The organism is Caulobacter segnis, from assembly GCF_031454995.1.
GTDB classification, from domain to species: Bacteria; Pseudomonadota; Alphaproteobacteria; order Caulobacterales; family Caulobacteraceae; genus Caulobacter; species Caulobacter segnis_E.
Genome location: NZ_JAVDRV010000002.1, coordinates 1086291 through 1099224 on the forward strand (window position 1 = coordinate 1086291; position 12934 = coordinate 1099224).

A 12934-nucleotide genomic window follows, 5' to 3' on the forward strand; every position below is an offset into this window, starting at 1 on the left:
CCGCCCGGCCGATCCCCTTATTCTGATCGTTGCGTCCAGTCCTCGGGCAACCTCATCCGCCTGGCAACCACGGTTTTCGAATTCTCAGGCGCCCTCTGCCCATCCTCCGCGCAACCTCGCGGGCCGTCTTCGCCCGTAGGTTGGATTGATCCGCGCCTAGACGGCGACCGGCATCGCCGTCTCCTCGCGCGCGTTCAGCAGGCCGAAGAGGTCGCGTGGATCCCGCGGCGAGGCCAGCAGGTTCAGCCGCGCTCCATCCCCCGCCTCGACCATCCGGTCGCGCACGTAGCGCAGGGCCGAGAAGTCCTCGATCGCGAAGCCGACCGAGTCAAAGATCGTAATCTGGTCAGCGCCGCGACGGCCGGGCGCTTGGCCGGACACCACCTGCCACAGCTCGGTGACCGGGAAGTCTGGCTCCAACTGCTGGATCTCGCCCTCGATACGGGTCTGGGGCGCGAACTCAACGAACACCTCGCCCCGGCGCAGGATATCGACCTGCAGCTCGGTCTTGCCTGGGCAGTCACCGCCTACGGCGTTCAGGTGCACGCCGGCCCCGACCATGTTGTCGGACAGGATGTGGTTGCGCGCCTTGTCGGCGGTGACCGTGGTGATGATGTCCGCGCCAACCACCGCCTCGGCGGCCGAGCCGGCCACCGTGATGTCGAAGCCCCGGTCGCCCATATTGGCGATGAACTTGCGCGTCGCGGCCGGGTCGACGTCGTAGACTCGCAGCCGGCGCACGCCCAGCACCGCGCGGAAGGCATGGGCCTGGAACTCCGATTGCGCGCCCAGGCCGACGATCGCCATCGTGCTGGCGTCGTCCCGCGCCAGATGCCGCGCGGCCATGGCCGAGGTCGCGGCGGTCCGCAGCGCCGTGGTGATGGTCATCTCGGCGATCAGCTCCGGATAGCCGGTGCGCACCGAGGCCAGCACCCCAAACCCGACCACCGTCTGCAGTCCTCGGGCGACATTGGTCGGGTGCCCGTTAACGTACTTGAACGCGAAGGCCTCGCCGTCGCTAATGGGCATGAGCTCGATCACGCCGTCCGCCGAGTGGCTGGCCAGTCGCGGCGACTTCTCGAACGCGCCCCAGCGCCGGTAGTCCTCTTCGATATAACCGGCCATCTCGGTCAGGACGGTCTCCAGGCCGATCCGATCGACCAGCTCCACGACGGCGTCGACATCCATGAAAAGCACCGGCAGTCCTCCAGTTTTAAGCGTCGCGAGCAGTCTAGTTGCGCGCCGATACCGGACGGGATGCTCAAAGAGCCTATCATTTCGACCGATATTTTGGCACTTCTGACATTGCGACCATGAGTTTTGCCAATGCACCTCTTTGACGATCTGGACCGTCGACTGATCAGCGCGCTACGCGAGGACGGCCGCGCGCCGGTGTCGAAGTTGGCCATCGTGCTGGGCGTCTCCCGCCAGACCATCGAGAACCGCCTGACCCGCCTGCTCGACAGCGGCGCGGTCCTTGGCTTCACGATTCGGGTGCGCCAGGACGCCGAGGACGACGCGGTCCGCGCGATCATGATGATCGAGGTCGTGGGCAAGTCGACGACCGCGGTCATCCGCAGCCTGCGAGGTCTGCCGGAACTGCACTCGCTGCACTCGACCAACGGCTCCTGGGACCTGGTGGCCGAAATCCGAGCGGCCAGCCTGCAAGACTTCGACCGCGTGCTGCGGCACGTGCGCGAGACGCCCGGCGTTCAGAACAGCGAGACCAGCCTCCTGCTCAGCAGCGTGTAAGGAAGACGCGCGCCAGACCGGACATTGAGGGACCTTCAGGAGCCCGACGTTCAAGCACCGAGGTGGTTGAGCGTCCTGGCCCGTCCGGAACGTCATTCGGCCGAACCGCGCGGCCTGAACCGTGGGGCCGGAGGAGCACACCTCCGCGTCTCCGCCACCGCAAAGCGCCATTCTTTCAGGGTCGCGAGCGCATTGCGCCAATTGCTGACATTGGCGCGCGCCTCCAGACACTGGATGGTTGTTGGAGGCGCGTCGAGTACGCCTTTGCCCGCCTTAGTCAGCGGGCTTGAGCGAGCGCCAGGGCGTCGGCGCCCGCGGGAAAGCGGAGCTGGCCAGCCGTGTCGTGAACCGCGGCCCAGACCGCCTGGGCGACATCGCTCTCTTGCGTGGTCATGGCTGGCGTTGCGAACGCTTCGAGAATGGGCTCCGCGAACGTCGCGTAATCTCCCGGCAGCAGATCCTCCAGCGGGACTATGGCGTTCGCGCCAAACCGGGTGGTCGGCGCATAACCAGGCTCGACCAGCTTCACGCGCACCCCAAAATAGCCCAGCTCGTGAGCGAGCGACCCCGAGAACCCTTCCACGGCCCATTTGGATGCGGTGTAGGCGGCGGCCAGAGGAAACTCTCCAAGCGCGACACTGGAGGTCACGTTGACGATGGTCCCCGCGCCACGCTCGCGCATCCGCGGGATGACGGCCTGACACATGGCCATCACGCCGATCGTGTTGGTTTCGATCAGTTGGCGGATCAGCGACATCGGCATCGCCTCGAAGGCGCCGACCCCGCCGACGCCCGCGTTGTTGACCAGCACGTCGATCGGGCCCGCCGCGTCGATCAGCGCGGCGATGCTCGTTGGGTCCGTGACGTCCAACGGCAGCACCCGCAGGCGGCCGGACTCGCCGCCCAGAACCTCCGGCGCGGGACGTCGCATCGTCGCGATGACATTCCAGCCATTCAGAAGGAAGTGTTCCGCGGTCGCCTTGCCATAGCCTGATGACGTGCCGGTGATGAGGATCGTCTTGGTCATTGCCTGTCTCCTTGATGCGAAGAACATAGGCAGCCGGCCCCGGACGATATATAACTTCGCGTCCAGTATTATTTATGGATCGTCTAACGCGTGGACCCTCTTAGCGATATCATCAGCCTGCTACGGCCCACAGCCGCTGTCTCCAAGCCGATCACCGCTCGGGGGGATTGGGGCGTGCGCTACCAAGCCCATGACGCCCCGGGATTCACGATCATATTGTCCGGGCAAGCCTGGCTGACCCTTGAGAGCGCGAAGCCGTTGCGAATTGCACAGGGCGATTTCGTACTCCTCCCGAGTACGCCCGCCTTCTCTCTCGGCAGCGAGCCTGGGCTGGAATGCGTCCCCATGGAGCCCCAGAGTGAATCGGTTCGACACGGCGAGCAGGACGGAGACCCCGACTTTGTCGCCCTGGGCGGCAGTTTCTCGTTTGAGCGGATCAACGCGCCGCTCCTGCTCACCCTGCTGCCCGGCTTGATATATATCCCCGCGTCGGAAGGCCGCGCGACACGATTTGGCCGTCTCATCGAGCTGCTGGCCGAAGAGTGCGCCGCCGACGATCCGGGCAAGGCGCTGATCGTCGAACGCCTGCTCGAGGCTCTACTAGTCGAAGCGCTGCGCTGGCGCGGCGCCGGCGATCCGGGCCCCCCCACAGGCTTGCTCCACGGCATGCGGGACCCAGCGCTCTCACGCGTGCTGCAGGCCATGCACGCGGATGTCCGCGCAGGCTGGACGGTGGGGGACCTCGCCAGGATCGCCGGCATGTCGCGCTCAGGTTTTGCGGCGCGGTTTGGGGAGGTGCTGGGCTGCGCCCCGATCGAATATCTGGCGCGCTGGCGCATGGCGATCGCCAAGGACGCCCTGACGCGTGGCGTTAAATCGCTAGACCGGATCGCGGAGGAAATTGGCTACGAATCCGCCAGTGCGTTCAGCACCGCATTTCGCAAACGGCTGGGATGCCCGCCAGGCAGGTTTGCGCGCGGCAAGACCTGAGCCGGCGCCTTCACTGCATTCGGGGCGATCGGCGCCCCCATAGCCTGGATCCTCGAAGCTTGAGCTGATCAAGCGATGGGTATCAAAGGAAAAGGACGGGCACCCTGTCGCTGCCCGCCCCCGATCAACACCGTCTTGAAGAGCTGGACTCTGCCGGAGAACAGCTTCACGCGGGCCCCTCCAGCCACCCGCGCTGGCGCCGGTCAACAGCCCGGCCGTAGGGGTCGATCAGCCGGTGGGCGTCAGCTACCGCTATTCCCAGCGGCGGCTCTACGATCGCTCAGCTGGCCATGATCGACGCGACCGAACAGAACATCGTTCTGACATTCGAGGACGCTGATCATGGCTCCGCCGAAGCGGACGGTCAGCGATTTGCGTTCGCGCGGGTTGCGGAGAAATCGCGCCAGGCGCTGACGCTGTCGATCGAGCCGCGCGGCGCGCCGTTGGGCCGGGTGTGACGGTTTAGCCAGTTCTCCCGAGCAGGGAAGTCGCCGCCGCCACAATCCCCTCCCGGGGCTCGCGCGGGGTCCAGCCGAGCACGCGCCGCGCCTTGTCGTTCGAGGTCTTCTTGGCGTAGCCAAGGTCGGGAAGGAAAGGACGCAGCTCGGCGTTGAAGCGGGCGGCGATGCGCACCACGAAGTCGGGGAGCGCGCGCGTCGGGACCTGCCTGGCCGCGTCGCCAAGCGCCGCCCTGATGGCGGCGCCGATCTCCTTCAGACTGAGCGCCCGTCCGTTGGAGAGCAGAAATCGCTCACCGGCCGCGGCCGGGTTGGTCATCGCCATGACATGCGCGCTGGCGACGTCGCGGACATCGACCACGGGTATGAAAAGGTTCGGGACCACCGGCATCGCGCCGTCGAGCATGCGTTGGACGATGTGGTTCGCGCCGGAAACGTCCTTGCCCATCACGGGTCCCATGACCGCGACCGGCAACATCGTGGTCAGTTCCAGACCTCCGCCCTCGGCGGCGATAAAATCCCAGGCCGCGCGTTCGGCGAGGGTCTTGCTCTTGCCGTAAGCATCGACGCCGGGGCCATCCAGAATGGTCCAGTCGGCTTCGGTGAACACATGGCCGTCATGCGGATGTCCCCAACTGACGGCGTGGAATGCGGAGGTAAGAACGACGCGCTTGACCCCCGCCTCGCGCGCAGCGCGCAACACGCGCAGCGTGCCTTCGCGCGCGGGAACGATCACCGCGTCTTCGCTCGCGACCCTTCCGGGCTGGACCGGCGAGGCGACATGCAGGACGACGTCCATGCCGGCGACGGCCTCCGCCCAGCCGTCGTCGCGCAGCAGATCGGCCGCGACGAAGCTCAGCCTGTCGGCATGAACCATGCCCGCGCCCTCGAGGACGCCGCGCACGACCCCTTCCTTGGCCAGCGACCGGATGGTGGAACGAACCAAATGGCCTTGCTCCAGAAGCTGGAGAATGCAGTGCCCGGCGATGAAGCCCGAGCCGCCGGTGACCAGAACGCGCTTCGGAATCATAGTGGAGTTCCTTTTTGACACCGATGCTCGTCGACCCGTTGGCCGCGTCAGGTCGGCCAAAGCAACGCCCCGCCATCCGAGGCTTCCGTCACAAGCGCGCTACCTAGGGTCATGGGGTCTGGCCATTCCGACGCGCCGTCAGCCCAAAGGCCCGCGGCGGCCGACCCTCACGCGAAGGTCACGTTCGCGAGGCGCAAGGACGTCTCCCAAAGACGGGCGGCGACGTTGGCGTCCAGCGCCTGCTCGGGAGGCTTCTCCTCGGTCGGATAGCCCCGCGTTCCGCTCAACCGGTCAGGCCCATAATAGGCGCCGTCCCGCGCCGCGGGGTCGGTCGCCGCGTACAGGGTGGGCAACGCGCCTTGCCATGCGGGCTGGAACAGGAAGGGCAGGAAGCGTCGGAATAGGCCGGACGGACTTGATCGGCCCGCGCCATTCAGGATCAGATCGGTTCGTGTGATGCCCGGATGCGCCCCGATGCTTGCGACGCCCCACCCGGCGGCCTTGCTACGTCGGCTGAGCTCCAAGGCAAACAGGATGCACGCCAACTTCGACTGGCTGTAGACCGGAAACGGCTTGTAATCGCGCTCGGCCTGCAGGTCATCGAAGTCGATCGCGCCACCTCGCGCCGCGATGCTGCCAAGCGTCACAACGCGCGGACTCCGCCCCTTCTTCAGCAGCGGGAGCAGATGAGCCGTTAGCGCGAAGTGGCCGAGATAGTTCGTGCCGAATTGAAGCTCGAAGCCGTCGCGGGTCTGTCGACGTCGCGGCGGGGTCATCACACCGGCATTGTTGATCAGAAGGTCGAGCCGATCCTGCTCCCCCGAGAGCTTCTCGGCGAAAGCGGCGATCGAGGCGAGATCCGCGAGATCCAGTTGCCCAAACCGCGCCTTCGCTCCTGGAACGGTCTCCTTGATGCCCGCGACGGCCTTGGCGCCTTTCTGGGCATTGCGCCCGGCGATCACGACGCTGGCGCCGGCGCGGGCCAGGGCCAGCGCGTCCTCATAGCCCAGTCCGCCCGTACCTGTGACGACGACCAGGCGGCCCTCTTGCGGCGGGATTTTCTTCGTCGTCCACTTTGTCATGGTAGTCAGGGCCTCCTCGGGGTTGGCTGACGTCGAGCCTGTCGCGCCGCGACGAGCCCGCGTCTCATCTCTTGGCCGAGATGCCTTCGGCGCGGCGACTTCGCCATGCCGGAACCCTCAAAAAACCTGCCCAATCCTCCGCCGAGACAACAAGCTCGGTCGCGAGCACAGCCGCCATGACCGAGCTCGGCGCTTAGTTTCTTCTTGAGCGCCTCCAGCACGGGGGCCGGTGCGCCGGTGGGCTGGGACTGTGCGGATCGTCGTCGCTGATGGCGCGAGATCGCCATCCCGCCTGGCTAGGACATCACGGGAAGGACTTCGCTCAGCCAGTCGATGAAAACCCTGACGCGGGAGGACAAGTGTCGGCTCTGCGGATAGAGCACCGACACCGGCATCGCCGGCGGCGGGAAGCCTTCCAGGACCGGTATCAACTGTCCCGCCGCAATCTGATGCTCAACGCGGTAGCGTGGGACCTGGATCAATCCCAGCCCGGCGACGCCCGCCGCCGTATAGATCTCCGCGCCGCGGACGACCAGGTCGTAGGGCAGCGTCATCTCCCGCACCTTGTCCCCTTCCATGAACTCGAGCGGGTAAGGCTGTCCGGTCGCCGAGGCGGCATAGCCAGCCATCCGGTGGTTCCCAAGATCGTCTGGGGTCATCGGGACGCCATGGCGTTCGAGGTAGGCCGGACTCGCCAGGGTCAGCTGCTCGAAGGTGGTGATGCGGCGGCCGATCAGCGACGAGTCGGTCAGCTCACCGGCGCGTACGACGCAGTCGACGCCTTCGGTGATGAGATCGACCATCCGGTCGCCCTCGCTGAGGCTGAGCGAGATCCCAGGATAGCGCGACACGAACTCGGGCAAGGCCGGCAGGATGAAGAACCGCGCGATCGTCCCCTGCATGTCCACCCGCAGAGGCCCCCGGGGTTCGGCATTGCGAAATACGCTTTCCACTTCGTCCAGATCGGCCAGGAGCTGAACGCAGCGCTCATGGTAGAGGGCGCCATCGAGCGTTGGCCTTACCGTCCGGGTGGTCCGTTCGAGCAGCCGGACGCCGAGATCCGCCTCCAGGCGCTGGATGGCATGGGTCGCGCTGGGACGCGGAATCCGTAGGTCACGCGCCGCCTGAGCGAAACTCCCGCGCTCAACGATCCTGGCGAAAAGCCGCATGACGTCGATGCGATCCATGCCTCAACGCTAAGCCGATTGTTACGCTCTGTAAAACAGTGATGTCGAAATGAGCGATCTAGTGCCGAATTTCGAAACACCTAACCTTCATCGCAGGATCAGCGATCGAAGGAAGCCCGAGTGCCGAACCAACTTCTCATCCCGTCGCTTGCGCCCTTCTACGCAGCCGCCAAGCCGGCGACCTATGCGGTGCTGCGCGCAGCCTTCGGCCTGACGGTCGTCACTCACGGCGTGCCGAAACTGTTCGGCGTCGCGCACGGCTCAATGGCGGACCCGTTAGGCGGCTCGATCAAGCTGATCGCCAACGTCCTCCACCTGCCCTTCGCCCCGCAACTGGCCATGTTCGTCGCGCTGCTCGAGACCTTCGGCGGGCTCGCCGTGGCGATCGGCCTGGCGACCCGGCTCATCGCGCCGATGCTGGGGGTCCAGATGCTCCTCATCAGCATCGCGCTTGGCCCGACCTACCCGTGGATCGACCGTGGCGTCGAGTATCCGCTGATGCTCGGCTTCATCGCCCTGATGATCTCCGTTCACGGCGGCGGCCCCTATTCGATCGACCGTCGCATTGGCCGCGAACTTTGAGGGCAAGGCGGCCGGGAACTCCCCGTTCAATTCAACAGATCAGTCGACCAAACAGGAGCGAACACCATACCCTTCGTCAATTTCAAGGTGCCCGAAGCCGCGCTCAGCCGCGCGCAGAAGGAAGAGATCGTTCATCGGACCACGGCGATGCTCGTCGAATATTTCTCCGAGGCTACCCGCGCGCACACCATGGTCCTGATCGAGGAGGTCAAGGATGGCGGTTACGCCCGCGCCGACGAAGTGTTCGTGATCCCGGACGCGTATCGGGCGGGAGGCTGAGCTCCGCAGCGGCGCCACAAACGAAAACGACGATAAACCTGGGCGGGCGACCGCCCGCAATCGCACCGGGAAGCGCCCAGGCGTCGCGCAACCCGGCAAGCGATCAGGACCGTGCTCCACGCGCCGAGGGGCCGCCCGAACCTTATTGTCGGAGCAATCCCCTCGACCTGATAGCGGCTAGGCGGTCTGCGGCCTGCGACCGACATATTCGCTGTAGAGGCGCTGCTGGTTCATGACGTCACGCTTCGGGGCGACGCCAAACGTCCGGGAATACTCCCGGCTGAACTGAGACGCGCTTTCGTAGCCGACCTGATAGGCGGCGTCGGCCACGTTCACATCCTCCATCACCATCAGGCGCCGCGCCTCGAGCAGGCGCAACTGCTTTTGGAACTGTAGCGGCGTCATGGAGGTCATGGCCTTGAAGTGCTGATGGAAGGACGAGAGGCTCATTCGCGCCACTTGCGCCAATTCCTCCATGCGCAGCGTCCGGGCGATGTCCTCATGCATGAGGTGGAGGGCTTTCGCGACCCGGGCGGCGTTCGACTCGGGCTCGGCCAGCTTGCAGAGTTCGCCGCCATTCGGGCCGCTCAGAAGCCAGTAGCAGATCTCGCGCATGATGGACGGAAAGAGGATCGGGATCGCCTTTGGCGTCTCGCACATCCGCAGCAGGCGAAGGACGCACTCGGCCAAAGGCTCATCGACCCGGCGCACGAACAGGCAAGGCCCGGATGTGACAGGCGGCGCCGGTTGGGTATCGAGCTGTTCCAGTACGTCGCGGATCATCGCCACGTCGAGCTCGAGGTTCACACCGATATAGGGCGCGTCGGGACTTGCCTCGATGATGCACCCTGTCGCTGGCAGCGTCATACCGACCGCCAGACACTCCATCGTCCCGTAACGCAGGGTCTCCTCACCCAAGGTGATTTCCTTGGCGCCCTGGAGCACAACACAGAGCGACGGCTTGTAGACCTGGCGCATCCGCATCCGCGCCTTGAACGAGCTAACGATGTTGAAGCTGTCGATGGGGGTCGGGAACACACCCTGGCCACCGCCCTGGCCCGCGATATAGGCGTTGACCGCCTCAAACAGCGATAACGACATGCGGACCTCCGGCGGGTTCCGAAGCCAACGCGGCGCGCGCGCCTCCGCCGCCTTATCTTCCACTGCAGGATTAGGCAAGTTTTTTGAGACTTCCGGCATTCTGATCATTAGGCGCTCCATCTAGCTTGAAGATGCGAACAAGCGAGGAGTGCGTCGAAAATGACAGAAGCCGCCGCGCGGTCAACAAATATTACAATAACACTACCTGTTATTTCGAAACACTACAGCAATGAGTACGTGAAAGGCCGGCGCACATTCGCTATACTTTCCGCACTTCTTCTTATAAGTGCATTTTCGCAGATCGACAGAATACTTCCATTCATTTTATCGGAGTCGATTAAATCCGATTTAAATCTGAGCGACACCGAAATGGGCCTACTCACGGGCCTCGCCTTCGCTGTGTGCTATTCGCTGCTGTCCTTGCCTCTGGCCCGAGCCTCGGATCGAGGATCGCCTCGCTTCGTCCTGGTTTCGTGCATCCTGCTCTGGAGCGCGATGACAGCGCTCGGCGGCTTCGCGGCCAGCTTTCTTTTGCTGGCGCTCACGCGTTTCGGCGTCGCGTTTGGAGAGGCCGGCGCGGTGCCCGCCGGCCATGCGCTGATCGCCCGCAAAATCCCTCCCGAACACCGCGGCCTGGCGATCGGTCTTTTCGCCATGGGCATCCCGCTCGGCACCATGGTCGGCTTCGCCGCCGGCGGAGCGATCGGCGAGACGGTCGGGTGGCGCACCGCCCTGGTCGGCGCCGGGGCCATCGGTGGGCTGATCGCTCTGTTGACCCTTCTCGCCGCCGGCCCAACCCCGGCGCTCCAACGTACGGCCGCCAACCGTGAACCTTTCCTGCGGTCCAGCCGGCGCCTGTTGGCGTCCCCGGCGTTCCGCTGGCTGTTTATCGGCGCGATCTTCCTCGGCTTCGCCGCTGCGCCCTTCTATGCCTTTTCCGCGCCGTTCCTCATCCGCACGCACGGTTTCAGCACGAGCCAGGTGGGGCTGGCCTTTGGTCTCTCGCAGGGCCTGATGGGTATCGTCGGCACCCTTCTGGGCGGACGCTGGTTCGATCGCGCGGTCGGTTCCGGGACCGGGAGAGTGCTCGGCCCGCCAGCCGTTCTCTTCCTGATCGCCAGCATCACCACGAGCGCGGCCTTGTTCACCCCGGTCGGCTGGCTGTCTATAGCCCTGCTGGTACCCGGGATGTTGTCCTTCTCGTTCATGCTGCCATGGGCGTTTGGCGCGGCGCATCTCGTGGCCGGCGAAGGCAAGCAAGCGCAGGCGTCAAGCCTGGTGATGATCGGCTCCGGCCTCCTTGGCCCAGCGCTCGGGCCCGTGATCGTCGGGATGGTCAGCGACGCGGTGACCGCCGCGCAAGGATCCAACGGCCTTGGCTTCGGGCTGCTGATCGTCCCGATCGCGAGCGTCCTGACCGGCGTCACCCTGCTAATCGCGAACCGGCGCATCGCCCCTTTACTGGCGCGACGGTGACTTTCGCCGCCTCTGATCCGCCCACGACGAAACCTTGCCCGCCGACCTAGAGGCGCGGCCGCACCCATCGCCAGCAAACCACTCATATCGAGAAAGGAACCATCGGAATGTCCGATGCCGATACTTCACGCCGCACATTCATGGCTCTCGCGGCCGCCGCTCCCGCGGCGCTCGCCACGGGAGGCGCGGCTTCGGCCCAGACGGCCCCGTTCGGCCCGACCGCTCTTCCCGGCGTCGGCAGGGCGGCTGTCGTCACCGGCTCCTCGCGCGGCATCGGCGCGGCCACCGCCAAGCGCCTGGCGCGCGATGGCTTTGCCGTGACCGTGAACTACCTCACCAACCGCGATCTCGCCGACCGTGTCGTGGCCGACATCAAGGCGGCCGGGGGACGCGCCATCGCTCGCCAAGCCGATGTCGCCGATCCCGCGGCGGTCAAGGCCCTGTTCGACGCCCATGACCAGGCGTTCGGTGGCGTTGATGTGGTGGTCAACAACGCCGGGATCATGAACGTCGGCCCCTTCGCCCAGATGACGGACGCGGCCTTCGATCGCATGATGGCCACCAATGTCAAAGGCAGCTTCAACGTGCTGCGCGAGGCCGCGCGACGTACACGTGACGGCGGCCGGATCATCAGCCTGTCCTCCAGCATCATCAAGACGCCGCCCCCGGCGACGGGCGCCTATGCCGCCACCAAAAGCGCCCAGATGCTCTTTTCCAACGTCCTGGCCAAGGAGCTGGCCGGTCGCGACATTTCGGTCAATGCGGTCGCGCCTGGCGCGGTCGACACGCAGCTTCTGCGTCAGCACGGCGAAGCGGCGCTCCGCGGCATTCCCGAACAGACGCCCCTTGGTCGCCTGGGTCTGCCCGAAGACATCGCCGGCGTCATAGCGCTTCTCTGCTCGCGGGACGGCGCTTGGATCGATGCTCAAACCGTGTTCGCCAACGGCGGACTAGGTTGATCGACAACCGCCGGCCGGCTGAAGCCGCCAGGGCGCCAGCCACACCAGTCTGACAATCGGATCAGGGAGTTTCCCTCCCCCTTCCCGCTCCGATTTCAGAGAGACCGCCGGTCCCCACCCCAGGCGGTCTCCACGGCCACCGAAGCGCCGCGAGAACCGGACACCTTCGGTGGCCCATCTTCCATGCCGAAAGGAACCGTTATGCGTATAGTTCGTCCGACCATGCTCGCCTGCGTATTCGCCGCCTTGAACGCGGGCGTCACCCAAGCGCAGGAGACCCAAGCCGACACGTCGCCGCACGGCGTCGTCGCGATCGGAGCGGGCGTCGTTCCTGAGTTTGACGGATCAAAGGACGCGCGCGTCCTTCCCGCCGTGCTCGCCGACATTCGCTGGGGCGGCGTCAACTTCCAGGTCGGCGGACAAGGCCTTCGCGCCGACATCGCCTCGGGTTCGCGCCTGGCGTTCGGTCCGGTCATCGGCGTGCGGCTACCGCGCGACGACGCCGACGGACGCGTCGGCTTGCTGCCGGAGATCGACACGGCGATCGAGGCTGGCGGGTTCGTCGGATATCGGTTTGGCGGAAACGAAAGAGGACAAGGTTCCCTGGAGACGGAACTCTCCGTCGTCCACGACGTCTGCGCGCACGATGGTCTGCTCGCGACGGCGCGGGCCAGCTACGCCGCGATCCGCGGCGACACATTTTCGCTGTCGCTGGACGCGCGGACGACCTGGGTGAACCAGGACTACGCGCGCACCTATTTCGGGATCACCCCGGCCGAGGCCGTCACCAGCGGGCTGGCGGCCTACCGCCCAGGTTCCGGGATCCGAGATGTCGGCGTGAGCATGACGGCGGGATACTGGTTCAGCCCCAGGTTCGGCGTCATGGGCGCGCTTGGCGCGAATTACCTCATCGGCGATTTCGCCGACAGCCCGATCACCGCGGAAGGACGTCGCTGGCAGCCCACCGGCGCTCTCACGATCGCCTACCGTTTCTGAGGCCGTATGCGCCCC

Annotated in this window: 14 protein-coding genes; 8 read left to right on the forward strand and 6 right to left on the reverse strand. The window is 65.7% G+C overall.

Going from position 1 to position 12934, the window contains the following annotated elements; genetic code table 11:
• Positions 1-156: 156 nt before the first annotated feature.
• Positions 157-1188 (reverse strand): ornithine cyclodeaminase, encoded by a 1032-nt coding sequence (locus J2728_RS10995; protein WP_309999465.1) that lies wholly within the window; start codon positions 1186-1188, stop codon positions 157-159.
• Positions 1189-1326: 138 nt separating this feature from the next.
• Between J2728_RS10995 and J2728_RS11000 the strand changes: the two genes are divergently transcribed.
• Entirely contained in the window at positions 1327-1752 is a 426-nt protein-coding gene (locus tag J2728_RS11000; protein WP_309999055.1) for an Lrp/AsnC family transcriptional regulator, read from the forward strand.
• Positions 1753-2029: 277 nt separating this feature from the next.
• On the opposite strand, the gene J2728_RS11005 is transcribed toward J2728_RS11000, so the two are convergent.
• Positions 2030-2779: an SDR family oxidoreductase gene (locus J2728_RS11005; protein WP_309999057.1), complete on the reverse strand. Its 750-nt coding sequence runs from the start codon at positions 2777-2779 to the stop codon at positions 2030-2032.
• Between the two features lie 90 nt (positions 2780-2869).
• On the opposite strand from J2728_RS11005, the gene J2728_RS11010 reads away from it, so the two are divergent.
• Positions 2870-3769: an AraC family transcriptional regulator gene (locus J2728_RS11010; protein WP_309999059.1), complete on the forward strand. Its 900-nt coding sequence runs from the start codon at positions 2870-2872 to the stop codon at positions 3767-3769.
• Between the two features lie 290 nt (positions 3770-4059).
• Entirely contained in the window at positions 4060-4227 is a 168-nt protein-coding gene (locus J2728_RS11015; RefSeq protein ID WP_309999060.1) for a hypothetical protein, read from the forward strand.
• Between the two features lie 4 nt (positions 4228-4231).
• Here J2728_RS11015 and J2728_RS11020 read toward each other — a convergent pair whose 3' ends face one another.
• From J2728_RS11020 to J2728_RS11030, 3 genes are all read right to left on the reverse strand, one after another.
• A complete protein-coding gene (locus J2728_RS11020) occupies positions 4232-5257 on the reverse strand; it encodes an SDR family oxidoreductase (protein ID WP_309999063.1) in 1026 nt (341 codons plus the stop codon).
• Positions 5258-5424: 167 nt separating this feature from the next.
• Positions 5425-6339 (reverse strand): SDR family oxidoreductase, encoded by a 915-nt coding sequence (locus J2728_RS11025; protein ID WP_309999065.1) that lies wholly within the window; start codon positions 6337-6339, stop codon positions 5425-5427.
• Positions 6340-6635: 296 nt separating this feature from the next.
• On the reverse strand, positions 6636-7526 hold the full coding sequence (locus J2728_RS11030; RefSeq protein WP_309999068.1) for a LysR family transcriptional regulator: 891 nt from the start codon (positions 7524-7526) through the stop codon (positions 6636-6638).
• A gap of 120 nt (positions 7527-7646) precedes the next feature.
• On the opposite strand from J2728_RS11030, the gene J2728_RS11035 reads away from it, so the two are divergent.
• Together J2728_RS11035 and J2728_RS11040 are read left to right on the forward strand one after the other, a co-directional pair.
• Positions 7647-8108: a DoxX family protein gene (locus tag J2728_RS11035; RefSeq protein ID WP_309999069.1), complete on the forward strand. Its 462-nt coding sequence runs from the start codon at positions 7647-7649 to the stop codon at positions 8106-8108.
• 66 nt (positions 8109-8174) lie between these two features.
• A complete protein-coding gene (locus tag J2728_RS11040; protein ID WP_309999466.1) occupies positions 8175-8387 on the forward strand; it encodes a tautomerase family protein in 213 nt (70 codons plus the stop codon).
• A 177-nt stretch (positions 8388-8564) separates the two neighbouring features.
• On the opposite strand, the gene J2728_RS11045 is transcribed toward J2728_RS11040, so the two are convergent.
• On the reverse strand, positions 8565-9596 hold the full coding sequence (locus J2728_RS11045) for an AraC family transcriptional regulator (protein ID WP_309999071.1): 1032 nt from the start codon (positions 9594-9596) through the stop codon (positions 8565-8567).
• Between the two features lie 51 nt (positions 9597-9647).
• Here J2728_RS11045 and J2728_RS11050 point away from each other — a divergent pair, with 51 nt between their 5' ends.
• From J2728_RS11050 to J2728_RS11060, 3 genes are all read left to right on the forward strand, one after another.
• On the forward strand, positions 9648-10964 hold the full coding sequence (locus J2728_RS11050; protein ID WP_309999073.1) for an MFS transporter: 1317 nt from the start codon (positions 9648-9650) through the stop codon (positions 10962-10964).
• A gap of 107 nt (positions 10965-11071) precedes the next feature.
• On the forward strand, positions 11072-11923 hold the full coding sequence (locus tag J2728_RS11055; RefSeq protein ID WP_309999074.1) for an SDR family oxidoreductase: 852 nt from the start codon (positions 11072-11074) through the stop codon (positions 11921-11923).
• Positions 11924-12124: 201 nt separating this feature from the next.
• On the forward strand, positions 12125-12919 hold the full coding sequence (locus J2728_RS11060; RefSeq protein ID WP_309999075.1) for a MipA/OmpV family protein: 795 nt from the start codon (positions 12125-12127) through the stop codon (positions 12917-12919).
• Positions 12920-12934 lie beyond the last annotated feature (15 nt).